Here is a 23,918-nt window from a genome sequence, read left to right as displayed (position 1 = left end):
TTATAGGGCTAAATCTACTACCAAGTCAAATTCGTCATAAATGGTCTTATCACCTAAATTATCAAAAAAGCTACCAGAACCATAGCGTACGTCATATTCAGCTCTATCAATTTTCATGGTAGCGGTAGCTTTATTCTTATAAACTGAAACGACAAAAGTGATCGGCTTTGTGGTTTCTTTAATAGTTAAATCTCCTGTTACGGTATACGAATCTTTGTTCATTGGCTTCACAGAAGTAAATACCAATTTTGCAGTGGGGTGATTAGCTACACCAAAGAAATCATCAGACTTTAAATGTCCTTCTAATTTTCCTTGAGAATCGGCATCCAAATCTGTATTGTTAATGGACGTCATGTCCACTACAAATTCGCCTCCTGTCAATTTTCCATTTTCCATTTCAAGGTATCCTGACTTTAGGTCAATGGTACCTTCATGAGAGCCTGTTACTTTGTATCCCTTCCAAGTTACAGTGCTCTCGCTCACTTTAACTTGTTTTTTTTCTTTTTCAATTGGGGTTGAGGCAAATGCAGATACTCCAAAAAATGTAACTAACGCGATACTTACTATTGATTTTTTCATGTTTTTAATTTTTAAATGTTTGTGATTAGTATTTATATATGTGTAATTAAATTCTCTTTAGAATATCTTACTTTAGGATAATGTTGTGTTTCGTCTTCTTCTGAACGGTAGCCAATAGCCAAAACCACTGCAGCGTTCAAGTTTTTTTCTGTTAATCCTAAAATTTCATTGTATTGAGCTTTGTCAAAACCTTCCATAGGGCATGTGTCTATTCCCATTTCTGCAGCTATGGTCAATAAATTACCAAGAGCGATATAGGCTTGACTTGACGTCCACGATGCTTTTTGAGCATCTGTAAGTCCCATAAGCGCACCTTTCATCATTTGCTCGTAACCGGCCAAATCTTCTTTGGCAATACCACGTACATCAACGATGTTGTCTATGAAATTATCGACTAAACTTTCGTCGAATGTAGGCTTATTGGCTAGAACTAAAAGGTAAGAAGAATCAGTAATTTGTGGTTGATCCCAGGACGCTTTTCTCAATGTAGCCCTGACTTTGTCATCTTCAACTACGAAAAAGTGATACGGTTGCAATCCATAAGATGAGGCTGTCATTCTCGCGGCTTCTAATAAAGTGCCCAAATCTTCTTTGCTTACTTTTTTAGAAGGGTCAAATTTTTTGGTGGCATAACGCCAGTTCAATTTATCTAGTACGTTTTTCATGCGTGTTTATCCTAAAATTTATTTAATAATTTATTTAAATCCTTTAATTCAGCATCGTTGAAATTTCTAAGAATGCTCTTTTCTGTTTCCATAAGTATTCCGTCGACTTCATTCAAAATGTCCAATCCAGATGCAGTAATGAAAATTTCTACCTTTCTTCTGTTTTGTTTGCAGACCCTTCTGTCTACATATCCTTTTAAAATGAGTTTATCGACCAGTCTAGTGGTATTACTCATTTTTGAAACCATTCTTTCATTAATCGTTGAAAGATTGGCGGGGTTTCCTTTTTGACCCCTCAGAATACTTAATACATTGAATTGTTGAATCGATATTTCAAAAGGTTTTAAGCTACTTGCTATTTCTTCATCAATTTTATTGATTACCAATGACATATGAATGATTGTCCGTTTAAATAACGGAATTTCATTTTGAGTCTTTATAATCTCTTCAACATTCATGTAGATACAATATTTGTATGTACAAATGTATATATGTTTTTTAAATTTTATTTAATTTGTCTCATTAATTTTTTGTTAAAAGATTTAACCTATCCATTTAATAAAAATCAATTAATTTTACGGCTCAATATTTTAAGTATGGCAGATTTATCACAAGAAGAATGGGAAGAGCAATTAGCTAAAGATGCTAATGCGGTTATTTTGGATGTAAGAACCGAAGAGGAAGTAGAGGATGGTATCATCCCTAATTCCATTAACATTGACATTTATAAAGGCCAGGAATTCGTCAACGAATTAGAAAAACTTGATAAGACAAAGAACTATTACGTGTATTGTAGGTCAGGAAACAGAAGTGGCCAAGCCTGTGCCATTATGAACAGTATAGGTTTTGAAAATGCATTTAATTTGCAAGGAGGTTTTATGAACTGGGAAGGTGAAACCGCCTAATGTAAAATACAGTATAATTTTTGACCCGCTTATTGGCGGGTTTTTTATTTTTATAGAATGAAGGAAGACTTACTTCATTTTGTTTGGTTGTATAGAAAATATCCGGTTGCCGGTTTAAAGACGACAACCGGAGAATCTATTTTTGTAAAAACTACAGGTACTCACAATCGCTTAAGTGGACCTGATTTTTTCAATTCTAAATTAGAGTTGGACGGACAGCTTTGGGCCGGTAATGTTGAGATCCACATAAAATCTTCAGATTGGTATGCACATAATCATCAAGTAGACGCCAATTATGACAATGTGATTTTACATGTGGTTTGGGATGATGATGTGTCGGTTTTTAGAAAAGATGGATCTCAAATACCTACGCTGGCATTGAGACACTATATTGCCCAAGAAGTTTTAGCAACCTATCAGCAGCTTTTCGATGCTAGAAACTATAAATTCATAAATTGTGAAAAAGAAATTAATCAAGTAGATGAATTTATTCGGGGAAATTGGTTGGACAGACTTTTTGTAGAAAGGCTTGAACAAAAATCGATTTATATCGATGAATTATTAAAGCTGACCCATAACGATTGGGAACACGTTTTGTTCTTGATGCTTTTAAAAAATTTTGGATCAAAAATCAACGGGGAGTTATTTTTGGAAATTGGAAAATCCATCGATTTTTCGATTGTACGAAAGCTGCATGGAAAGCCTATAGAAATGGAAAGCCTATTTATGGGCCAAGCAGGATTTTTAAATGATATGCTTGAGGCGGATGAATACCATCAAAATTTGAAAAAGGAATATTCTTTTTTAAAGCATAAGTATGAACTTAGATCATTATATGGGTCTCCAGAATTTTTCAAACTAAGGCCCTTCAATTTCCCCACAATCAGATTATCACAATTAGCAATGGTATATGCAGCTAATACTAACCTTTTTCATGTTCTAATAGAGAATAATTCCTCTGATTTATCTGAAATATTCTCGTTAGGTACAAGTGAATATTGGGAAACGCATTACACTTTTGGTAAAACTTCGAAGAAAACCAGTAAAAGGCTGTCAAAATCTTTTTTGGATTTGATTATGATCAATACCATAGTCCCATTGAAGTTTTGTTACAAGCGTTATAAAGGAAGCTTGGACAATGAAACCCTATTTAAAACGATGTCGTTTATAAAAATGGAGCAAAACAGGATCGTAGAAAATTTCAGAAAATTGAATATTCCTATTAGCGGCGCAAAAGAAAGCCAAGGTTATCTTCAATTATACAATGAATACTGTACAAAGGACAAATGTTTGCATTGTGCGATTGGTGCCCATTTAATGAATATAAAAGTCTAATTTTATGCATCATGAATCTATTCTATAATTTATTACATTACTTTCAAAAAAGGGGGTTTGAGGTCTGTGGTAGAATTGCCGAACGATTAGGAATAAGGGCAAGGGTAGTTCGTACCTCGTTCATTTACCTCACATTCGTAACCTTAGGTTTTGGTTTCGCCCTTTATCTTTTCTTAGCGTTCTGGCTAAGAATCAAAGATTTGGTTTATACCAAGCGTACCTCTGTTTTTGACTTATGAAATTATGAGGCAACTATTCCGTTCAAAAATATATTTAGCTCTTGCCTTAATGGTTATGGTTATGGCCTTTGGGGTATTGGGATATCGATTTATTTGTGACTATTCCTGGATAGATGCATTGTACATGACCATAATTACGGTAACGACCGTTGGTTTTTCCGAGGTAAGGCCTATGGGACCGGAGGGAAAGATATTCACGATAATATTAATCGTAACCAGTGTTTTCATATTAGGTTTTGCTATTTCCGTTATAACCGAATATGTTCTGGGTCGAAATTCCTTAGAATTATTAAAAAAGAAGAAAATGAAAAATATCATAGAAAGGTTGAACCAGCATGTGGTACTCTGTGGTTTCGGTAGAAATGGTATGCAGGCGGCCGAAAAATTGAAAGCCTATAAGAAACCATTTGTGGTCATAGAAAAGGATAAGGAAATAATAGAGCGCTATGGTGACGAAGTTTTATTCATTGAAGGAGATGCCAATGATGATGCTATATTATTGGAAGCTGGTATAGAAAGGGCCCAATATTTAATTGCCGCGCTTCCCGATGATGCGGCGAACCTCTTCGTTGTACTATCCGCAAGACAATTGAAAAAAGATTTATTTATTATCAGCAGGGCTTCTTTGGTAAATTCCCAAAAGAAGTTGTTCCTAGCGGGGGCGAACAAGGTCATCATGCCCGATAAGATAGGAGGGGACCATATGGCATCTTTAGTGGTGATGCCCGATTTGATTACCTTTATGGACAAACTTTCAATGGAAGGGGAGAATACCACAAATTTGGAGGAAGTGGCCATTGAAGACTTTTCCAATCAAATTGAATATAATTCCCTTAGAGATTTAGATCTACGCAACAAAACAGGTTGTACCATTATAGGGTATATCTCCCCAGATGGTAAGTATACCATAAACCCTGAAGCAGATTTAAAATTGCAGCCAAAAAGTAAGGTCATTGTTTTGGGACGACCCGAGCAAATAAAAAAGTTGAATAAGATGTTCCATCTAGAATAATAATCTTTATGCATTAATATTTGATTGCATCCATTATTTTTAAGATATTGTCGGTTTAACTTAACTGATCCAAAATCAAGACTAATCTAAACCTAAAGAATGAAGCTATCTATTTTACTTCTTGCCTTTTTTTCAATGGCATTTTGTTTTTCCCAAGAACTTACCGTAACGGGTAAAACGTATAACCCTTCTTCGCAGATCAATGATGGAGTTATAGAGTTGTCTGTTGAAGGAGGAACTCCACCTTACGATTTTAAATGGAGTAATCAAGATACCCCTAAATCTTCAAAAAGAGCAGAGGGGTTAGTAGAGGGTGTTAGTTATTCCGTAATTGTTACAGACGCAAAAGGGGCATCGGTTACTAAAGTCTTTACGGTGAAAACTGAGGCTATAACAGAAGTTTTCAACGGAGCGATGACACCGGCCGTGTCTGCACTTGGTTCAGTCCTTTTTTGGGACCCATTCGCGGCATTAGGAATTTATGACCCTGTCGCTTATGCTGATAAGACCAGAATTCCTATTCCAAACTGGTCGCCCGATATGGAGAACAAATACGTTTTAAAGAAATGGTTAAAACCTGAAGACGCAAAAGTTAAAAAAGGTGAGGCTATCGCTGTTATATCCAACGAAAAAAGTGCAGATGAAACAATAGTTTCTAACGCTACTGGAACTTTAAAACATTTGACCGATGAAGGTGATGTGATTTATAATTCCAATAATCAAAAACATGTCATCGAGCAGGGGGCCCATTTTTTTGCTTCTGTAACTTATGATGAGCCAGTTGTGATCACCCATCCTAATGGGGATCCAGTAGAAAAGGGTATACCTTTTATTGTGATTTGGCTTGTATTGGGCGCTACTTTCTTTACCATTAGAATGGGTTTTATTAACATTAGAGGATTTAAACACTCTATTGATTTGGCAAAAGGGAAATATGACGATCCAAATGCGCCGGGACAAGTAACACATTTTCAGGCCTTGGCTACGGCCGTTTCGGGTACTGTAGGTCTTGGCAACATTGCAGGGGTTGCGGTGGCAGTTTCGCTAGGTGGTGCTGGAGCTACTTTTTGGATGGTTGTTTGTGGTCTTTTAGGGATGTCCTCAAAATTCGTGGAATGTACATTAGGGGTGAAGTATAGAAATATTTTACCTGATGGTCGTGTTTTTGGAGGACCAATGAATTATTTGAGATATGGTCTAGAAAAAAGGAACATGAAAGGTATCGGTAAAGTGCTTGCGGGTGTTTTTGCTGTTCTTGCTGTTGGCGCTTCTTTTGGTGGGGGAAATATGTTTCAAGCGAATCAATCTTTTGAGCAATTGGCCGGACAATTCCCGGCATTGGCAGGTAATGGCTTTTGGTTTGGTATTGTTACGGCGGTTTTAGTAGGCGTTGTAATTATAGGGGGTATCAATAGTATTGCCAATGTTACCGGTAAAGTAGTGCCCATTATGGCGTCTATATATATTGTAGCTGCATTGGCTGTAATCATTATGAATATTCAGAATATCGGCCCTGCATTTTCTGCAATTTTTGAAGGAGCTTTTAACCCATCAGCTTTGAAAGGGGGGATTATCGGGGTGCTGGTCGTGGGGTTTCAACGGGCCGCCTTCTCGAATGAGGCAGGAGTTGGCTCAGCGGCTATTGCACATAGTACCGCCAAAACCAATCATCCACCATCCGAAGGTTTTGTGGCTTTGTTGGAGCCATTTATCGATACTGTTGTAGTTTGTACGCTTACTGCTTTAGTTCTAATTTTCACAGGTATGCACGAAGTTGAAGGCATGGCAGGTGCGCAATTGACTTCTGATGCTTTCGGGAGTCAAATTTCATGGTTTCCTTATATATTGGCTTTAGCTGTATTCCTTTTTGCGTTTTCCACCATGATTTCTTGGTCTTATTATGGAATGAGAGCTTGGACTTATCTTTTTGGAAAAAGCAAAAGAACAGAATTTGTTTATAAAATGTTTTTCTTGGTATTTGTAGTGATTGGTGCATCGGTGAGTTTGGGTGCGGTACTAGATTTTTCGGATATGATGATATTGGCCATGTCCTTCCCCAACATAATCGGATTGTATATCATGTCGGGTGAAGTTAAAAAGGATTTAGGTAAATATTTACAAGATTTGAAAGCGAACAAATTGTTCAAAAAACAAGAGAGGGTTAAGTAATTAAAAGTGTCAATGAATTTTAAATCCCACTTCAAGTTCAATAAGCAAGAACGAAGTGGGATTTTCTTTTTGTTATTTTTTCTAATTGTAATTCAGGTCGGCTATTTCTTCTACGATGCTATGAAAATCAAAGAATCTGATCTTTTGATTTTTGATGGGGAGACCCAAGAAAAGGTCGACTCATTGAAAAAGTTAGCGTTTAAAGTAGATTCCATTAAAATATTTCCTTTTAATCCAAATTTCATTACAGATTACAAAGGATATGCCTTGGGAATGTCCATTGATGAGATTGATCGGCTTCATGATTTCAGGGCGGGCGATAAATTTGTGAATTCTAAAGAGGAGTTTCAAAAAGTGACCTTGGTTTCAGATTCGCTGTTGAATTTAATTTCACCTTATTTCAAATTTCCAGAATGGATTAAAACGAATGCTTCAAAAAAGCGTGATGACAGATCACTTCATAGACCATATACCGTATCAAAAGCGGTAGAGCCGAAAGATTTAAATAAAGCCACGGCGGAAGAATTACGGCGTATCAATGGAGTCGGGGAGAAGCTATCCGCTAGGATAATAAAATTCAGGGATAAGTTAGGTGGGTTTTTAGTTGACGAGCAATTGTATGACGTTTACTACTTGGAACCAGAGGTAGTGCAAAAAGTCTTAAAAGAGTTCAAGGTGATTACTAAACCGAAAATCGTGAAGATAAATGTGAATACGGGTACAGTGGAAGAACTGGCAAAATTGACGTATCTGCAAAAATCTTTGGCACAGCGTATCGTAGATTACCGTAATCTCAACGGGGGTATCGATTCATTGATCGAATTGAAAAAGATAGAAGGATTTCCGGCGGAAAGGATTGATAGAATTGCTTTATATTTGTCGCTCTAAAAAAAAGCTATGCAAAGTATGTACTTCACTGAAGAACATCACCTGTTCAGGCAAAGCCTGAAAGATTTTCTACAAAAAGAGGTTGTTCCACATATTGATAAGTGGGAAGAAGAGGGAACGATTGAGAGATTTATTTGGAAGAAATTTGGCGAGATGGGTTACTTTGGTCTTGCTACTCCGGCAAAAGATGGTGGCCTGGGCCTTGATTTATTTTATACGGTCATTTTTCTAGAAGAATTACAAAAAGTGAACTCTGGTGGCTTTGCGGCAGCCATTTGGGCCCACACCTATTTGGCTATGACGCATTTGAACAAAGAAGCCAACGATGATATTAAAAAACGCTATTTAGGTCCGAGTGTTGAAGGTGATAAGATAGGTTGTTTGTGCGTATCAGAACCTTTTGGAGGTAGTGATGTTGCAGCTATGCGAACAACTGCAATAAGGAAAGGGGATCATTATATTTTGAATGGTTCTAAAACCTTTATTACTAATGGGGTACATGCTGATTATATGATTGTGGCTGCTAAAACAGAACCTTCATTGGGCAATAAGGGTATCAGCATTTTTGTCGTAGATAGAAAAAGTGAAGGGGTAACCGCGAATAAATTAAATAAATTAGGTTGGCGTGCATCAGACACCGCTGAATTGGCTTTCGATAACGTTAAAATACCGGCTGAGAACCTTATGGGTGAAGAGGAAATGGGATTTTCTTACATCATGGAGCATTTTGCATTTGAGCGACTGGTGATGGGGATCAACGCGCATGCAAGATCTGAACATGTTCTGGAATATGCGTTGAATTATATGTCGGAAAGGGAAGCATTCGGTAAAAAAATCAATAAATTTCAGGCATTACGGCATAGGATAGCCGATCTCTATGGTGATATAGATATGTGCAAAGAATATAATTATTCGGTAGCTTATAGAATGGATAGGGGGCAGTATGTAGTTAAAGAAGCGACCATTTCAAAATTAAAGTCCACTAAGGTAGCCGATGAGGTGGCCTATGAATGTTTGCAATTTTTAGGAGGATACGGTTATATTGAAGATTATCCAATGGCCCGTAATTTCAGGGATAGTAGGCTCGGTCCAATAGGCGGCGGAACTTCTGAAATCTTAAGGGAAATTATAGCGAAGATGGTAATCGACAAAAAGGAATATACCCCGGCAAAGGTGTAAGCCGAAATAAGAAAGTTTTTAAAAAATAGGATATGGGTTGCTCAATTGAATATAGTTAGTATATTTGCAGCCTTAATCATAAAGAAAGGAGGTTGTAGCCCATGTTAATAATACCAGTAAAAGAAGGAGAAAACATCGATAGAGCTTTAAAGCGTTTCAAGCGTAAGTTTGATAAGACAGGTACAATGAGACAGTTGCGTAAGCGTCAACAGTTCACGAAACCTTCAGTTGAGCGTAGAGCACAGATTCAAAAAGCAGAATATATTCAAGGTCTAAGAGATCAGGAAGAAATCTAGATTTTGTTTTAAATGAAATAAAAATCCCGCAATTAGCGGGATTTTTTTTGCTTCTATCCCAAGTGAACTAAAAGTTTGATACCTTTAAATCTATGGTTATCTCAGAATTTTTGTCCTATTTGGCACTTGAAAAGAACTATTCTAAACATACGGTCAAGGCATATGAAAGTGATGTTGTAGCGTTCGCTGAATTTTGCGGTAAGGAATTTGATGTTGAAGATATTGATTCGGTAGGCTATAACATGGTCCGTAATTGGATAGTTAGCTTATCTGAAAGCGGCATTAATAATCGGTCTATCAATAGAAAGATAGCATCGTTAAAAGCCTATTTTAAATTTCTTCAAAGAATAGGATCTTTAGAGATAAATCCTTTAGTAAAGCATAAAGCCTTGAAAACCTCTAAAAAAGTGGAAATTCCATTTTCGGAAATAGAGATGGATATGGTTTTGTCTACAATAGAATATTCAAATGATTTTGAGGGTAAAAGAGATGAATTGTTGATTCATATTCTTTATGCCACAGGAATGCGAAGAGCGGAGCTTATTCAACTCAAGCTGTACGACGTGAATTTTGAGAAAATGACCATAAAGGTATTGGGTAAGCGTAACAAGGAGAGAATTATACCCATGCTGCCAGAAACCAAAGAAAAATTCATCGATTATTTAGAGGAAAGAAAAAAGGTAGAAGAGATAAAGGATGGTGGCTATGTATTCCTTACTTCATCGGGCAATAAATTTTACGAAACCCTTGTTTATAGGCTAATAAATAGGTACTTTAGAATGGTGTCTTCAAAGGTGAAAACAAGCCCACATATACTTAGGCATACTTTTGCAACACATCTATTGAATAAAGGGGCGGATTTAAATGCGGTCAAAGAACTTTTAGGACATTCAAGTTTGGCATCGACACAAGTCTACACGCATAATAGTATAGCCGAATTAAAAAAGGTTCATGCGATGGCACACCCGAGAGGAAACAAATAATTATTGTTCAACCTGCCCAAAATACTTTGGGCCATAAATTTTCTGAATATGAAGGTAAATGCACAATCGGTTAATTTTAATGCGGATAGAAAATTGATTAATTTTCTCCAGAATAGATTGGATAAGGTGGAAACCTTTTATTCGAAGGTAATCAGTTCTGATGTTTATTTAAAGGTGGAGAATACGAGTTCTAAAGAGAATAAGATTGTTGAGATAAAAATCAATATTCCGAAAGATAAACTTGTGGTGAAAAAGCAATGCAAATCGTTTGAAGAGGCCGTAGATTCGGCCTGTAGCTCATTGGAACGAAAACTTATAAAGCAAAAACAAAAAATAAGATTACAAGCTTGATTAAAATAATTTAAAATTTGTTTTGAATAAACAAATAATTCTATACATTTGCAGTCCGTTAGAAATAGCGGACTTTTTTATGACTGAAAAGTCATTGAACAAGCCGATGTAGCTCAGCTGGCTAGAGCAGCTGATTTGTAATCAGCAGGTCGTGGGTTCGAGTCCCTCTATCGGCTCAAAAGTTCTTAAAATATTGGTTAGAGGGGAGATACTCAAGCGGCCAACGAGGGCAGACTGTAAATCTGCTGACTACGTCTTCGCAGGTTCGAATCCTGCTCTCCCCACTAAACTTTAACTGAGGAACTTTGAATTGAAATATTGTAATTTTTATAAGCGGGAGTAGCTCAGTTGGTAGAGCGTCAGCCTTCCAAGCTGAATGTCGCCGGTTCGAACCCGGTCTCCCGCTCTATAATTATGACAGAAATGTCATTCCTGCGGAGGCAGGATCTGTCTTAATGGGATGGATTCAACACTTTACGCCGGTGTAGCTCAGGGGTAGAGCGTTTCCTTGGTAAGGAAGAGGTCACGAGTTCAATTCTCGTCATTGGCTCAATTAAGGTATGAAATTGTACACTAATATAAACTAAGATTAAAATTCATTAAAACATGGCAAAGGCAACTTTCGATCGTTCCAAACCACACTTAAATATAGGTACCATTGGACACGTGGATCACGGTAAAACTACATTGACTGCAGCTATTACTACGGTATTGGCTAACGCTGGTCTTTCTGAAATGAGAAGTTTCGATTCTATCGATAACGCTCCTGAAGAAAAAGAAAGAGGTATTACAATTAATACTTCGCACGTAGAATATTCTACAGCTAACCGTCACTACGCTCACGTTGACTGTCCAGGTCACGCTGATTACGTAAAGAACATGGTTACTGGTGCTGCTCAAATGGACGGTGCCATATTGGTTGTTGCCGCTACAGATGGTCCTATGCCTCAAACTCGTGAGCATATATTATTGGGTCGTCAGGTTGGGATTCCAAGAATCGTAGTATTCATGAACAAGGTGGATATGGTTGATGATGAGGAATTGATCGAGCTTGTTGAGATGGAGGTAAGGGAATTGCTTTCTTTCTATGAGTATGATGGGGATAATGGTCCTGTAATTGCTGGTTCTGCTTTAGGTGCTTTGAACGGTGAGCAGAAATGGGTCGATACCGTGATGGAATTGATGGATGCTGTTGATACTTGGATCGAACTTCCTGCGCGTGATGTGGATAAGGATTTCTTGATGCCCGTTGAAGATGTATTTACGATTACAGGTCGTGGTACTGTTGCAACTGGTAGAATTGAAACAGGTATCGCAAACACAGGTGATGCCGTTGAAATTATCGGTATGGGTGCTGAGAAATTAAACTCTACAATTACTGGGGTTGAGATGTTCCGTAAAATATTAGACAGAGGTGAGGCCGGTGATAACGTAGGTATCTTGTTGAGAGGTATTGAGAAGTCTCAGATTAGCCGTGGTATGGTAATCTGTAAGCCAGGTTCTGTTAAGCCGCATGCTAAATTTGAAGCAGAGGTTTATGTATTGAAAAAAGAAGAAGGTGGTCGTCACACACCATTCCACAATAACTATCGTCCACAGTTCTATGTGAGAACTACAGACGTAACAGGTAACATTGCACTTCCTTCTGGTGTTGAAATGGTAATGCCTGGTGATAACCTTACAATTACTGTTGAATTGATTCAGCCAATCGCATTGAGCGTAGGTCTTCGTTTCGCTATCCGTGAAGGTGGTAGAACTGTAGGTGCTGGACAGGTAACTAAGATTATAGATTAATTTAATCTAAAGAGTATTGTGTATAAGGGTGTTCTGCTCCAGCGGGACACCTTTACATGCAAATATAGAATAGGTGGTTTTTTAATCACCATTCATACGGGTGTAGCTCAGTTGGTAGAGCACTGGTCTCCAAAACCAGGTGTCGGGAGTTCGAGTCTCTCCTCCCGTGCCACAATAAAATTTGGATTTGAAATATCCTCTTTGTTGAAATTGTAAAACAGAATCGAAATGTTCACATATATAAAAGAATCCGTAGAAGAGTTAAGGAATAATGTTACTCTTCCTCCGCGCTCAGAGACATCTAATTTAATGGTGATCGTAGCAGTTTTCTCCATCCTTTTTGCTTTGGCGACTTGGGGTGTTGATTCGGTCTTTAGTAAAGTGATTAAATTATATTTCAACGCCGTTTTAAACTAATAGGAAGCTCTATGTCAGAAGTATTGGAAAAAAAATGGTACGTTGTAAGGGCGGTCAGTGGTCAAGAGAATAAAATCAAAGGGTACATTGAAAGCGAAGTAGAGCGTCATGGTTTTTCAGACTATTTAGAGGATGTGCTTGTTCCAACGGAGAAGGTAGTTCAGATAAGAAATGGTAAGAAAATCAATAAGGAACGTGTTTATTTTCCTGGCTATATCATGATAAAGGCCAATTTGGGAGGAGAAATGGTTCATATTATTCGGTCAATTACCAATGTTATTGGATTTTTAGGGGAAACCAAAGGAGGTGACCCTGTTCCATTGAGAAGAAATGAAGTAAACAGAATGCTAGGTAAGGTCGATGAGTTGGCCGTTAATACCGATAGCGTAGCTATTCCTTTTGTGTTTGGAGAAACGGTTAAAGTTATTGATGGTCCGTTTAACGGATTTAACGGTACTGTGGAAAAAATCAATGAAGAAAAGCGTAAGCTAGAGGTGATGGTGAAGATTTTCGGAAGAAAGACACCATTAGAGCTTAGTTATATGCAAGTAGAGAAAGTATAATAATAAGTGTTACATAAATAATTTAAGTGGTGTTGCTTCCAAGAACACGCTTTCAATTTAATTTTAAACAATGGCAAAAGAAATAGGTAAAGTAGTTAAACTACAAGTTAGGGGAGGTGCAGCGAATCCATCGCCACCGGTTGGACCCGCCTTAGGTGCTGCCGGTGTTAACATTATGGAATTCTGCAAGCAGTTCAATGCCCGTACGCAGGATAAACCAGGTAAAGTTTTACCAGTCGTTATCACCGTTTACAAAGATAAGTCTTTCGACTTCGTTGTAAAAACACCACCAGCGGCAGTTCAGCTATTGGAAGTGGCTAAGATTAAAAAAGGATCTGGCGAACCTAACAGAGTAAAATTAGGTAGTGTTACCTGGGACCAAATCAAGGCGATAGCCGAAGATAAAATGGTTGACCTTAATGCATTTACCATCGACTCGGCAATGAGTATGATAGCGGGTACTGCCCGTTCTATGGGTATGAAAGTGTCAGGTAAAAAACCTTTTTAAAATCTTAAAAGCAATTAAATGGCAAAGTTAACTAAGAAGCAAAAGGAAGCACACTCCAAAATAGAGAAAGATAAATTATACTCTTTAGGGGAAGCTTCATCGCTAATAAAAGAGATAACCAATACAAAATTTGATGCATCTGTTGATTTAGCTGTGCGTTTGGGCGTGGATCCAAGAAAAGCGAATCAAATGGTTCGTGGGGTCGTAACACTTCCTCATGGTACAGGAAAAGATGTAAAGGTTTTGGCTTTGGTAACTCCTGATAAGGAAGCAGAAGCTCAAGAAGCAGGTGCTGATTATGTAGGATTGGATGAATATTTGGATAAAATAAAGAACGGTTGGACAGATGTTGATGTAATCATCACTATGCCGAGTGTAATGGGTAAACTAGGACCTTTGGGACGTGTTTTGGGTCCACGAGGATTAATGCCCAATCCAAAAACCGGAACCGTAACCATGGATGTGGCGAAAGCTGTAGCTGAAGTTAAGGCTGGTAAAATAGATTTTAAAGTAGATAAGACAGGTATCGTACATGCTGCGATAGGGAAAGCTTCCTTTTCACCTGATAAATTAGCCGATAACGCTAAAGAATTATTGGATACTTTGAATAAGATGAAGCCAACTGCGGCAAAAGGTGTTTACATGAAGAGTATTTTCATGTCAAGTACGATGAGCCCTAGTTTGCAATTAGATCCAAAGTCAGTTTAACGAACTGCTAGTTAAAAATTATAAGTATGACAAGAGAAGAAAAAGCAACGGTTATAGAAGATTTGACTACGCAGTTGGCTAATAGTACCACAATCTATTTGGCTGATATCTCCGGTTTGAATGCCGGTGCTACTTCAGATTTACGAAGAGCTGCTTTTAAAGCGGATATCAAACTGGCTGTAGTAAAAAATACATTGCTTGCGAAGGCGATGGAAGCTTCTGATAAAGAATTTGGTGAACTACCGGGAGTATTAAAGGGAAATACCTCTTTAATGTTTTCAGAAGTTGCCAATGCTCCGGCAAAATTGATAAAGAATTTTAGAAAAAAATCTAACAAGCCTTTATTAAAAGGAGCTTTTGTTCAAGAAGCAATTTACATAGGTGATGAAAACTTGGATGCTTTGGTTAGCATTAAGTCGAAAGAAGAAATGATCGGTGAAGTGATTGGATTATTGCAATCTCCAGCCAAGAATGTTATTTCTGGACTTAAATCTGGCGGTGGTAAACTTGCTGGAATCCTTAAAACATTATCTGAAAGATAAGTACGCACTAAAAACTAAGTATATTTTAAAATTTTATTAAACGATAGAAAATGGCAGATTTAAAAGATTTCGCAGAACAATTGGTTAACCTTACGGTAAAGGAAGTAAACGAGTTAGCTACAATATTAAAAGATGAATACGGTATCGAGCCTGCTGCTGCTGCGGTAGCTGTTGCCGCTGGTGGTGGTGCTGCTGAAGGTGGCGAGGCTGCTGAAGAAAAATCAGAATTCGATGTAATTTTGAAAGCTGCTGGTGCTTCTAAATTGGCAGTGGTTAAATTGGTTAAGGAATTAACTGGATTAGGATTGAAAGATGCTAAAGATATCGTTGATAGCGCACCAAAAGCTGTTAAGGAAGGTGTTTCTAAAGACGAAGCCGAAGGTATCAAAAAATCATTGGAAGAAGCAGGAGCAGAAGTTGAGCTTAAATAATAGCAACAACCATATTATTTTTGGTTTAGGTCTTTTCGCTTTTTGCGGTTAGACCTAAGCCTTTTTATAGAATTAGGTATATCAAGACGTATACTACCCTCTAAGTACTCACGATCAAAACACTGTCCGTAGATGTTCACAAATCAGACTGAAAGAATAAGCTTTGCTTCCGCAAGAAACACACCGGATTATCCGGATTTCTTGGATATTCAGATTAAATCTTTTCAAGACTTTTTTCAACTTGAGACTAAATCAGATGAAAGAGGCAATGAAGGTTTATACAATACCTTCATGGAAAATTTCCCAATAACTGATACAAGAAATCAGTTTGTGTTGGAATTTTTAGATTATTTTATAGATCCGCCAAGATACTCCATTCAAGAATGTATCGAGCGTGGTCTTACATATAGCGTTCCGCTAAAGGCAAGATTAAAGTTATATTGTACCGATCCAGAGCATGAGGATTTCGAGACAATCGTACAAGATGTGTACTTAGGTACAATTCCGTATATGACTCCTAGTGGTACATTTGTGATCAATGGTGCCGAAAGGGTTGTGGTTTCACAATTACATAGATCCCCAGGGGTTTTCTTTGGTCAATCTTTCCATGCAAACGGCACTAAATTGTATTCTGCTCGGGTAATTCCTTTTAAAGGTTCTTGGATAGAATTCGCTACCGATATAAATGGTGTTATGTACGCCTATATCGATAGAAAGAAAAAATTACCGGTTACCACATTGTTCAGGGCTATTGGTTTTGAACGTGATAAGGATATATTGGAGATATTCGACCTTTCTGAAGAGGTGAAAGTTTCCAATGCCGGTCTTAAAAAAGTATTGGGCCGCAAGTTGGCCGCAAGGGTTTTGAACACGTGGCATGAGGATTTTGTGGATGAGGATACTGGCGAAGTGGTTTCAATTGAACGAAACGAAATTGTTCTTGACAGGGATACAATTTTGGAAAAGGAGCATATTCAAGAAATAATCGACGCGGATGTAAAAACCATTCTTTTGCATAAAGAGAATAATGCACAATCCGATTATGCTATTATTCACAATACCTTACAGAAGGATCCAACGAACTCTGAAAAGGAAGCTGTTGAGCACATCTACCGTCAATTGCGTAATGCAGAGCCGCCCGATGAGGAGACAGCTCGTGGTATTATAGATAAATTATTCTTTTCTGATCAACGTTACAACTTAGGTGAAGTCGGGCGTTACAGAATGAACAAGAAATTACAGTTGGATATTGGAATGGACAAGCAAGTCTTGACTAAGGAAGATATCATAACGATTATAAAATATTTAATTGAGTTAATTAACTCAAAAGCGGAGATTGATGATATCGACCACCTTTCTAACCGTCGTGTAAGAACAGTAGGTGAACAATTGTCTTCTCAGTTCGGTGTAGGTTTGGCACGTATGGCCAGAACTATTCGTGAGCGAATGAATGTTCGTGACAACGAGGTGTTTACCCCGATAGATTTGATTAATGCAAAGACTTTGTCTTCTGTTATTAATTCATTTTTTGGTACGAACCAACTATCTCAGTTTATGGACCAAACGAATCCATTAGCGGAGATTACGCACAAACGTAGATTATCGGCACTAGGGCCAGGTGGTCTATCAAGAGAACGTGCCGGTTTCGAGGTGCGTGACGTTCACTATACGCATTATGGTCGTCTTTGTCCGATTGAAACTCCAGAAGGTCCAAACATTGGTTTGATATCTTCTTTATCGGTATTTGCGAAGGTAAACCCGATGGGCTTCTTGGAAACGCCCTATAGAAAGGTGACAAACTCAGTTGTTGATATTAATAATTATTCATATCTAAGTGCTGAGGAAGAAGAAGGAATGAAGATTGCGCAAGCCAACATTCCTATGAAAGACGATGGCACAATTGATACCGATAAGGTCATTGCTCGTGAAGAGGGTGATTTTCCGGTTGTTGACCCAGCAGAAATCCAATATACAGATGTGGCGCCTAACCAGATCGCCTCAATTTCAGCTTCATTGATTCCCTTTTTAGAACATGATGATGCGAACAGGGCATTGATGGGATCTAACATGATGCGTCAGGCCGTACCATTACTTAAACCACAGTCTCCAATAGTAGGAACAGGATTGGAGCGTCAGGTTGCTTCAGATTCAAGAGTTTTGATCAATGCAGAAGGTGATGGGGTTATAGAATATGTGGATGCAGAAAAAATCACTATCAAATATGATCGTACCGAAGATGAAAGGTTGATCAGTTTCGATGAGGATGAGAAAACCTATTTCTTGGTGAAATTTAGAAAAACCAACCAAGGAACCAATATCAACCTTAAACCAATCGTACAAAAAGGCGATAGGGTTAAGAAGGGCCAGGTTCTTTGTGAAGGTTATGCAACTGAAAAAGGAGAATTGGCGTTAGGTAGAAACCTAACGGTTGCGTTCATGCCTTGGAAAGGTTATAACTTTGAGGATGCGATCGTAATTTCAGAAAAAGTAGTTCGTGAAGATATTTTCACATCTATACATGTTGATGAATATTCTTTAGAAGTAAGGGATACGAAATTAGGTGCTGAGGAACTTACGCATGATATTCCGAACGTTTCCGAAGAGGCTACTAAAGACTTGGACGAAAACGGTATGATTAGGATAGGTGCAGAAGTTAAGCCTGGTGATATCCTAATAGGTAAGATTACACCAAAGGGTGAATCTGATCCAACGCCTGAAGAGAAATTATTGCGTGCCATCTTTGGAGATAAAGCTGGTGATGTAAAAGATGCTTCTTTGAAAGCTTCCCCTTCGTTAAGAGGTGTTGTAATCGATAAGAAATTATTCTCCAGGTCTGTTAAGGATAAGAGAAAACGTTCTGAGGACAAGGAAGAACTCTCTAAATTGGAATTGGAATATGAGGTGAAATTCCAAGAATTGAAGGACGTACTTGTAGAAAAGCTGTTCACTATTGTAAATGGTAAGACTTCACAAGGAGTACTTAATGATTTGGGTGAAGAAGTTTTACCTAAGGGTAAGAAATATACCATGAAAATGTTGAATTCCGTTGATGATTTCGCTCACTTGGTTGGTGGAAGTTGGACTACGGATAATGATACCAATACATTGGTTGCTGATTTACTTCATAATTACAAGATTAAACTTAATGACCTTCAAGGTAACTTGAGAAGAGATAAGTTTACTATTTCTGTAGGGGATGAATTACCCGCAGGTATTATGAAACTTGCAAAAGTATACATCGCCAAAAAGCGTAAGCTTAAAGTAGGGGATAAAATGGCGGGTAGACACGGTAACAAAGGTATCGTTTCAAGAATCGTTCGTCATGAGGATATGCCGTTCTTGGAAGATGGGACTCCTGTGGATATTGTTTTGAATCCACTTGGTGTACCATCTCGTATGAACATAGGTCAGATTTATGAAACTGTATTAGGTTGGGCAGGTCTTAAATTGGGTAGAAAATTCGCTACACCTATTTTTGATGGTGCGACCCTTGATGAAATTAATACGTATACTGATGAGGCGGGTATTCCACGATTTGGTCATACCTATTTATATGATGGTGGAACGGGCCAACGTTTTGATCAACCTGCAACTGTTGGGGTGATTTATATGTTGAAGTTAGGCCACATGGTAGATGACAAGATGCATGCACGATCTATAGGACCATACTCATTGATCACACAGCAACCATTGGGCGGTAAAGCCCAGTTTGGTGGTCAACGATTTGGGGAGATGGAAGTTTGGGCACTTGAAGCCTACGGTGCATCGGCAACTTTACGTGAGATTCTTACGGTTAAATCTGATGATGTTATCGGAAGAGCCAAAACGTACGAGTCCATTGTAAAAGGTGAGACTATGCCAGAACCTGGTTTACCAGAATCTTTCAATGTTTTAATGCACGAACTTAAGGGATTAGGTTTGGATATTAGGCTTGAGGAATAGTTCAATACATTGTATTGGAAGCTATTAAGTAAAACAAATTAAATCATTATCAGCACGCTATTATGGCAAGAATAAAAGATAATAACCCAGTAAAAAGGTTCGATAAAATTTCAATAGGATTAGCGTCGCCAGAATCAATTTTGGCAGAATCCAGAGGAGAGGTTTTGAAGCCTGAAACAATTAATTATAGAACGCACAAACCAGAACGTGACGGACTTTTTTGTGAACGAATCTTCGGTCCTGTAAAGGATTATGAATGTGCTTGCGGTAAATATAAGCGTATTCGTTACCGCGGTATCGTTTGTGATCGTTGTGGTGTAGAGGTAACTGAGAAAAAAGTACGAAGAGATCGTGTGGGGCATATAAATTTGGTCGTTCCGGTTGCCCATATATGGTATTTCCGTTCATTGCCGAATAAAATAGGATACCTTTTAGGTTTACCATCCAAGAAATTGGATATGATTATTTACTACGAGCGTTACGTAGTAATTCAACCAGGTATTGCCAAAGGCCCTGAAGGTGAAGAAATTCAAAAAATGGATTTCTTGACCGAGGAAGAGTACTTGAACATTTTGGAAACCATTCCACAAGAAAACCAATATTTAGAAGATTCTGATCCAAACAAATTCATTGCTAAAATGGGTGCTGAATGTTTGATCGATCTTTTAGGAAGGATTAATCTTAAGGAACTTTCTTTTGAACTAAGACATAAGGCAAATACAGAAACTTCTAAGCAAAGAAAGACTGAAGCGCTAAAACGTCTTCAAGTTGTAGAAGCACTTAGAGAATCTCAAGAGAATAGGGAGAATGAGCCAGAGTGGATGATTATGAAAGTGATTCCGGTGATTCCACCAGAATTGCGCCCATTAGTGCCATTGGATGGTGGTCGTTTCGCTACTTCAGATTTGAATGATCTTTATAGAAGGGTGATCATCAGAAACAACCGTCTAAAAAGATTGGTTGAGATTAAAGCACCAGAAGTAATTTTACGTAATGAAAAACGTATGCTTCAGGAAGCTGTTGATTCCTTGTTCGATAACACTAGAAAAGCATCAGCTGTAAAAACTGAATCTAACAGACCATTGAAATCACTTTCAGATTCCTTAAAAGGAAAACAAGGTCGTTTCCGTCAAAACTTGTTAGGTAAGCGTGTAGATTATTCAGCACGTTCGGTAATTGTTGTAGGACCTGAAATGAGGTTGTTCGAATGCGGACTTCCAAAAGATATGGCAGCGGAACTTTATAAGCCTTTCGTAATCAGAAAATTGATTGAAAGAGGTATTGTAAAGACGGTAAAATCAGCAAAGAAAATTATAGATAAAAAAGAGCCTGTAGTTTGGGATATCTTGGAAAATGTATTGAAAGGACATCCTGTTTTATTGAATAGGGCCCCTACCTTACACCGTTTGGGTATCCAAGCGTTCCAACCGAAATTGATTGAAGGTAAAGCGATTCGTTTGCACCCGCTAGTATGTACTGCATTTAATGCGGATTTTGATGGGGATCAAATGGCGGTTCACTTACCACTAGGTCCAGAGGCTATTTTGGAAGCACAGTTGTTAATGTTGGCTTCTCACAATATTTTGAACCCTGCGAATGGATCACCGATTACGGTACCCTCACAGGATATGGTTCTGGGTCTGTATTATATGACCAAAGAAAGAAAATCAACTCCTGAGGTTAAAGTTAAGGGTGAAGGTATCACCTTCTATTCTTCTGAAGAGGTTGAGATCGCCTTTAACGAAGGTAAAGTGGATTTGAATGCCGGTATTAAAGTACGGGCAAAAGATTTCAATGAAGAAGGTGAATTGGTATACAAGATTATTCCTACTACTGTAGGTAGGGTTTTGTTCAACATGGAGGTGCCTGAAGCAGCTGGATACATCAACGATGTATTGAATAAAAAATCGCTTCGTGATATTATCGGGGGTATTCTAAGTGTTACCGATGTACCTACTACTGCTGACTTCTTGGATAAGATTAAGACGATGGGTTATGAATTCGCCTTTAAAGGTGGATTGTCATTCAGTTTAGGAGATATTATTATTCCGAAAGAGAAGCATGAGATGATTGCCGATGCGAACGGACAAGTTGAAGGTATTATGGCCAATTATAACATGGGTCTGATTACGAACAACGAACGTTACAATCAGGTGATTGATGTTTGGACCTCTACGAATGCAATGTTGACCGAACTGGCAATGAAGCGTATTCGTGAGGATCAGCAAGGATTCAACTCTGTGTATATGATGCTTGATTCTGGTGCAAGGGGTTCTAAGGAACAAATTCGTCAGTTGACCGGTATGCGTGGATTAATGGCGAAGCCTAAAAAATCTACCGCTGGTGGTGGAGAAATTATTGAAAACCCGATTCTTTCTAACTTTAAGGAAGGGCTATCGATTTTGGAATACTTTATCTCAACTCACGGTGCACGTAAGGGTCTTGCGGATACAGCCTTGAAAACGGCGGATGCAGGTTACTTAACAAGACGATTGGTAGACGTTTCCCAAGATGTTATTATTAACACAGAAGATTGTGAAACCTTGAGAGGTGTTGAAGTTCAAGCACTTAAAAAGAACGAAGAAATCGTTGAAAGCTTAGGGGAAAGAATACTTGGTCGAGTATCATTACATGATGTATATGACCCAATGACGGAAGAATTGGTACTTAAAGCTGGCCAACAGATAATGGAAGCCGATGTGAAGAAAGTAGAGGCCTCCCCAATAGAGAAAGTAGAAGTACGTTCAGCACTCACTTGTGAGGCCGAAAAAGGTATTTGTGCTAAGTGTTACGGTAGAAACCTTTCAACCAATAAAATGGTACAAAGAGGTGAGGCTGTTGGCGTTGTCGCTGCCCAATCTATTGGGGAGCCAGGAACACAGCTTACGTTGAGAACCTTCCACGTTGGGGGTATCGCCGGTAACATTTCAGAAGAGAACAAGTTAGAAGTTAGGTTCTCCGGTATTGCCGAAATTGAAGATTTAAGAACCGTAACAGGTGAAGGATCTGATGGTAAGCCTTCAGAGATTGTAATTTCAAGAACCAGTGAAATAAAAGTTGTAGATGCTAAAACAGGAATTACCTTGAGTACAAGTAATATTCCTTATGGATCACAATTATTCGTTGAAAATGGCGCTAAAGTTAACAAGGGAGATGTAATCTGTTCTTGGGATCCTTATAATGGTGTTATTGTTTCCGAGTTCCCTGGTAAAATTGCCTACGAGAATATTGAGCAAGGCGTAACGTATCAAGTAGAGATTGATGAGCAGACGGGTTTCCAAGAGAAAGTGATCTCTGAATCCAGAAACAAGAGGTTGATACCAACGCTGTTGATTCAAGATGCAAAAGGAGAAACTCTCCGTTCTTATAACCTACCTGTTGGTTCTCACATCATGGTAGATGATGGTGATAAGATTAAGGAAGGTAAGATTTTGGTTAAGATTCCACGTAAATCTGCTAAGGCGGGTGATATTACGGGAGGTCTTCCAAGGGTTACTGAATTGTTCGAAGCGAGAAATCCTTCTAACCCAGCTGTTGTTTCTGAAATTGACGGCGTTGTTTCTTTTGGTAAGATTAAAAGAGGTAACCGTGAGATTATCATAGAGTCCAAATTGGGTGAGGTAAAGAAGTACTTGGTTAAGCTTTCCAATCAAATTCTGGTACAGGAAAATGATTATGTAAGAGCAGGTATGCCTTTATCCGATGGTTCTATAACTCCAGAAGATATTTTGGCTATCAAAGGTCCTTCGGCAGTTCAGCAATACTTAGTAAACGAAGTACAAGAAGTATATCGATTACAGGGTGTGAAAATTAATGATAAGCATTTTGAGGTTGTTGTAAGACAGATGATGCGTAAAGTAAGAATTGAAGATCCAGGAGATACAATCTTCTTAGAAAATCAATTGATTCATAAAGATGATTTCATTCAAGAAAACGATGAGATTTTCGGTAAAAAAGTTGTGATGGAAGCCGGAGATTCAGATAATCTTAAGCCAGGTCAAATAGTTACACCACGGGAACTAAGGGATGAGAATTCTTTATTGAAACGTAGTGATAAGGCATTGGTAGAAGCAAGAGATGCTGTTTCGGCAACCGCAACACCTATTTTACAAGGTATTACACGGGCTTCGTTACAGACAAAATCATTTATTTCTGCCGCATCGTTCCAAGAAACGACCAAGGTGCTGAATGAAGCAGCTGTAAGTGGTAAAATCGATACATTAGAAGGTCTTAAAGAAAATGTAATTGTAGGTCACAAGATTCCGGCTGGTACTGGAATGAGGGATTACGATAGCATTATCGTTGGGTCTAAAGAAGAATATGATGAGATAATGGCCAGAAAAGAGGCCTTGAGATTTTAATTATACTAACCCTCAAATTTATTTGAGGGTTATTTTTTTTAAAAGTTAAGT

General features: G+C 38.2%; 22 protein-coding genes and 5 tRNA genes. 24 read left to right on the top strand and 3 right to left on the bottom strand.

What is annotated here, in order from left to right:
• The 3 genes from ACNR9Q_RS16290 to ACNR9Q_RS16280 are packed head-to-tail and all read right to left on the bottom strand — an operon-like array spanning position 1 to position 1,702.
• Positions 1 to 579, bottom strand: a complete 579-nt coding sequence (locus ACNR9Q_RS16290) for a YceI family protein (protein WP_419212282.1) — start codon at positions 577 to 579, stop codon at positions 1 to 3.
• 32 nt (positions 580 to 611) lie between these two features.
• Positions 612 to 1,244: an NAD(P)H-dependent oxidoreductase gene (locus ACNR9Q_RS16285; RefSeq protein WP_419212281.1), complete on the bottom strand. Its 633-nt coding sequence runs from the start codon at positions 1,242 to 1,244 to the stop codon at positions 612 to 614.
• A gap of 11 nt (positions 1,245 to 1,255) precedes the next feature.
• Positions 1,256 to 1,702 (bottom strand): MarR family winged helix-turn-helix transcriptional regulator, encoded by a 447-nt coding sequence (locus tag ACNR9Q_RS16280; protein ID WP_419212280.1) that lies wholly within the window; start codon positions 1,700 to 1,702, stop codon positions 1,256 to 1,258.
• Positions 1,703 to 1,840: 138 nt separating this feature from the next.
• On the opposite strand from ACNR9Q_RS16280, the gene ACNR9Q_RS16275 reads away from it, so the two are divergent.
• The 24 genes from ACNR9Q_RS16275 (at position 1,841) to rpoC (ending at position 23,867) form a co-directional block, all read left to right on the top strand.
• Positions 1,841 to 2,149: a rhodanese-like domain-containing protein gene (locus ACNR9Q_RS16275; RefSeq protein ID WP_419212279.1), complete on the top strand. Its 309-nt coding sequence runs from the start codon at positions 1,841 to 1,843 to the stop codon at positions 2,147 to 2,149.
• A gap of 57 nt (positions 2,150 to 2,206) precedes the next feature.
• The gene (locus ACNR9Q_RS16270) at positions 2,207 to 3,484 is read left to right on the top strand and encodes a DUF2851 family protein (protein WP_419212278.1); all 1,278 of its coding nucleotides are present in this window, start codon (positions 2,207 to 2,209) and stop codon (positions 3,482 to 3,484) included.
• A gap of 11 nt (positions 3,485 to 3,495) precedes the next feature.
• Positions 3,496 to 3,723 carry a PspC domain-containing protein gene (locus ACNR9Q_RS16265; protein ID WP_419212277.1) on the top strand — a complete coding sequence of 76 codons (228 nt, stop codon included), beginning with the start codon at positions 3,496 to 3,498 and terminating at the stop codon, positions 3,721 to 3,723.
• Positions 3,724 to 3,727: 4 nt separating this feature from the next.
• On the top strand, positions 3,728 to 4,735 hold the full coding sequence (locus ACNR9Q_RS16260) for a potassium channel family protein (protein ID WP_419212276.1): 1,008 nt from the start codon (positions 3,728 to 3,730) through the stop codon (positions 4,733 to 4,735).
• Between the two features lie 99 nt (positions 4,736 to 4,834).
• Positions 4,835 to 6,904 (top strand): amino acid carrier protein, encoded by a 2,070-nt coding sequence (locus ACNR9Q_RS16255; RefSeq protein ID WP_419212275.1) that lies wholly within the window; start codon positions 4,835 to 4,837, stop codon positions 6,902 to 6,904.
• Positions 6,905 to 6,916: 12 nt separating this feature from the next.
• Entirely contained in the window at positions 6,917 to 7,792 is an 876-nt protein-coding gene (locus ACNR9Q_RS16250) for a ComEA family DNA-binding protein (RefSeq protein ID WP_419212274.1), read from the top strand.
• Between the two features lie 9 nt (positions 7,793 to 7,801).
• The gene (locus ACNR9Q_RS16245; protein ID WP_419212273.1) at positions 7,802 to 8,971 is read left to right on the top strand and encodes an acyl-CoA dehydrogenase family protein; all 1,170 of its coding nucleotides are present in this window, start codon (positions 7,802 to 7,804) and stop codon (positions 8,969 to 8,971) included.
• Positions 8,972 to 9,072: 101 nt separating this feature from the next.
• Positions 9,073 to 9,267 (top strand): 30S ribosomal protein S21, encoded by a 195-nt coding sequence (gene rpsU, locus ACNR9Q_RS16240; RefSeq protein WP_419212272.1) that lies wholly within the window; start codon positions 9,073 to 9,075, stop codon positions 9,265 to 9,267.
• A gap of 92 nt (positions 9,268 to 9,359) precedes the next feature.
• Entirely contained in the window at positions 9,360 to 10,250 is an 891-nt protein-coding gene (locus tag ACNR9Q_RS16235; protein WP_419212271.1) for a tyrosine-type recombinase/integrase, read from the top strand.
• A 48-nt stretch (positions 10,251 to 10,298) separates the two neighbouring features.
• Positions 10,299 to 10,601, top strand: a complete 303-nt coding sequence (gene hpf, locus ACNR9Q_RS16230) for a ribosome hibernation-promoting factor, HPF/YfiA family (RefSeq protein WP_419212270.1) — start codon at positions 10,299 to 10,301, stop codon at positions 10,599 to 10,601.
• A 102-nt stretch (positions 10,602 to 10,703) separates the two neighbouring features.
• Positions 10,704 to 10,777: transfer RNA gene (locus ACNR9Q_RS16225), tRNA-Thr, on the top strand.
• Between the two features lie 26 nt (positions 10,778 to 10,803).
• Positions 10,804 to 10,885, top strand: a tRNA-Tyr gene (locus ACNR9Q_RS16220).
• 49 nt (positions 10,886 to 10,934) lie between these two features.
• Positions 10,935 to 11,007 (top strand) — tRNA-Gly (locus tag ACNR9Q_RS16215).
• Positions 11,008 to 11,079: 72 nt separating this feature from the next.
• A tRNA-Thr gene (locus tag ACNR9Q_RS16210) sits at positions 11,080 to 11,151 on the top strand.
• Between the two features lie 56 nt (positions 11,152 to 11,207).
• The gene (tuf, locus tag ACNR9Q_RS16205; RefSeq protein ID WP_419212269.1) at positions 11,208 to 12,395 is read left to right on the top strand and encodes an elongation factor Tu; all 1,188 of its coding nucleotides are present in this window, start codon (positions 11,208 to 11,210) and stop codon (positions 12,393 to 12,395) included.
• A 96-nt stretch (positions 12,396 to 12,491) separates the two neighbouring features.
• Positions 12,492 to 12,567 (top strand) — tRNA-Trp (locus tag ACNR9Q_RS16200).
• Positions 12,568 to 12,623: 56 nt separating this feature from the next.
• Entirely contained in the window at positions 12,624 to 12,812 is a 189-nt protein-coding gene (secE, locus tag ACNR9Q_RS16195; RefSeq protein WP_419212268.1) for a preprotein translocase subunit SecE, read from the top strand.
• An 11-nt stretch (positions 12,813 to 12,823) separates the two neighbouring features.
• Positions 12,824 to 13,375, top strand: a complete 552-nt coding sequence (nusG, locus tag ACNR9Q_RS16190) for a transcription termination/antitermination protein NusG (protein ID WP_419212267.1) — start codon at positions 12,824 to 12,826, stop codon at positions 13,373 to 13,375.
• Between the two features lie 70 nt (positions 13,376 to 13,445).
• Positions 13,446 to 13,883: a 50S ribosomal protein L11 gene (gene rplK, locus ACNR9Q_RS16185; protein WP_419212266.1), complete on the top strand. Its 438-nt coding sequence runs from the start codon at positions 13,446 to 13,448 to the stop codon at positions 13,881 to 13,883.
• A gap of 18 nt (positions 13,884 to 13,901) precedes the next feature.
• A complete protein-coding gene (gene rplA, locus ACNR9Q_RS16180; protein ID WP_419212265.1) occupies positions 13,902 to 14,591 on the top strand; it encodes a 50S ribosomal protein L1 in 690 nt (229 codons plus the stop codon).
• A gap of 26 nt (positions 14,592 to 14,617) precedes the next feature.
• Entirely contained in the window at positions 14,618 to 15,133 is a 516-nt protein-coding gene (rplJ, locus tag ACNR9Q_RS16175) for a 50S ribosomal protein L10 (protein ID WP_419212264.1), read from the top strand.
• Between the two features lie 50 nt (positions 15,134 to 15,183).
• Positions 15,184 to 15,564, top strand: coding sequence for a 50S ribosomal protein L7/L12 (gene rplL / locus ACNR9Q_RS16170; protein ID WP_419212263.1), 381 nt, complete (start codon positions 15,184 to 15,186; stop codon positions 15,562 to 15,564).
• A gap of 132 nt (positions 15,565 to 15,696) precedes the next feature.
• A complete protein-coding gene (gene rpoB, locus ACNR9Q_RS16165; RefSeq protein WP_419212262.1) occupies positions 15,697 to 19,506 on the top strand; it encodes a DNA-directed RNA polymerase subunit beta in 3,810 nt (1,269 codons plus the stop codon).
• A 62-nt stretch (positions 19,507 to 19,568) separates the two neighbouring features.
• Positions 19,569 to 23,867, top strand: coding sequence for a DNA-directed RNA polymerase subunit beta' (gene rpoC, locus ACNR9Q_RS16160; protein WP_419212261.1), 4,299 nt, complete (start codon positions 19,569 to 19,571; stop codon positions 23,865 to 23,867).
• The last annotated feature ends 51 nt before the right edge of the window (positions 23,868 to 23,918 follow it).

Source organism: Maribacter sp. X9 (assembly GCF_048537565.1).
Taxonomy (GTDB): Bacteria; Bacteroidota; Bacteroidia; order Flavobacteriales; family Flavobacteriaceae; genus Maribacter.
This window is presented reverse-complemented; position numbering and strand designations above follow the sequence as displayed.

Bases quoted from the DNA above. Each gene is read 5' to 3' on its own strand.
- hpf (WP_419212270.1), top strand. From the start codon at position 10,299: ATGAAGGTAAATGCACAATCGGTTAATTTTAATGCGGATAGAAAATTG.
- ACNR9Q_RS16265 (WP_419212277.1), top strand. From the start codon at position 3,496: ATGAATCTATTCTATAATTTATTACATTACTTTCAAAAAAGGGGGTTT.
- rpoC (WP_419212261.1), top strand. From the start codon at position 19,569: ATGGCAAGAATAAAAGATAATAACCCAGTAAAAAGGTTCGATAAAATT.
- tuf (WP_419212269.1), top strand. From the start codon at position 11,208: ATGGCAAAGGCAACTTTCGATCGTTCCAAACCACACTTAAATATAGGT.
- secE (WP_419212268.1), top strand. From the start codon at position 12,624: ATGTTCACATATATAAAAGAATCCGTAGAAGAGTTAAGGAATAATGTT.
- ACNR9Q_RS16285 (WP_419212281.1), bottom strand. From the start codon at position 1,244: ATGAAAAACGTACTAGATAAATTGAACTGGCGTTATGCCACCAAAAAA.
- rpoB (WP_419212262.1), top strand. From the start codon at position 15,697: ATGTTCACAAATCAGACTGAAAGAATAAGCTTTGCTTCCGCAAGAAAC.
- nusG (WP_419212267.1), top strand. From the start codon at position 12,824: ATGTCAGAAGTATTGGAAAAAAAATGGTACGTTGTAAGGGCGGTCAGT.
- rplJ (WP_419212264.1), top strand. From the start codon at position 14,618: ATGACAAGAGAAGAAAAAGCAACGGTTATAGAAGATTTGACTACGCAG.
- rpsU (WP_419212272.1), top strand. From the start codon at position 9,073: ATGTTAATAATACCAGTAAAAGAAGGAGAAAACATCGATAGAGCTTTA.
- rplL (WP_419212263.1), top strand. From the start codon at position 15,184: ATGGCAGATTTAAAAGATTTCGCAGAACAATTGGTTAACCTTACGGTA.
- ACNR9Q_RS16260 (WP_419212276.1), top strand. From the start codon at position 3,728: ATGAGGCAACTATTCCGTTCAAAAATATATTTAGCTCTTGCCTTAATG.
- ACNR9Q_RS16250 (WP_419212274.1), top strand. From the start codon at position 6,917: ATGAATTTTAAATCCCACTTCAAGTTCAATAAGCAAGAACGAAGTGGG.
- ACNR9Q_RS16280 (WP_419212280.1), bottom strand. From the start codon at position 1,702: ATGAATGTTGAAGAGATTATAAAGACTCAAAATGAAATTCCGTTATTT.
- ACNR9Q_RS16270 (WP_419212278.1), top strand. From the start codon at position 2,207: ATGAAGGAAGACTTACTTCATTTTGTTTGGTTGTATAGAAAATATCCG.
- ACNR9Q_RS16255 (WP_419212275.1), top strand. From the start codon at position 4,835: ATGAAGCTATCTATTTTACTTCTTGCCTTTTTTTCAATGGCATTTTGT.
- rplA (WP_419212265.1), top strand. From the start codon at position 13,902: ATGGCAAAGTTAACTAAGAAGCAAAAGGAAGCACACTCCAAAATAGAG.
- ACNR9Q_RS16290 (WP_419212282.1), bottom strand. From the start codon at position 579: ATGAAAAAATCAATAGTAAGTATCGCGTTAGTTACATTTTTTGGAGTA.
- ACNR9Q_RS16235 (WP_419212271.1), top strand. From the start codon at position 9,360: ATGGTTATCTCAGAATTTTTGTCCTATTTGGCACTTGAAAAGAACTAT.
- rplK (WP_419212266.1), top strand. From the start codon at position 13,446: ATGGCAAAAGAAATAGGTAAAGTAGTTAAACTACAAGTTAGGGGAGGT.
- ACNR9Q_RS16245 (WP_419212273.1), top strand. From the start codon at position 7,802: ATGCAAAGTATGTACTTCACTGAAGAACATCACCTGTTCAGGCAAAGC.
- ACNR9Q_RS16275 (WP_419212279.1), top strand. From the start codon at position 1,841: ATGGCAGATTTATCACAAGAAGAATGGGAAGAGCAATTAGCTAAAGAT.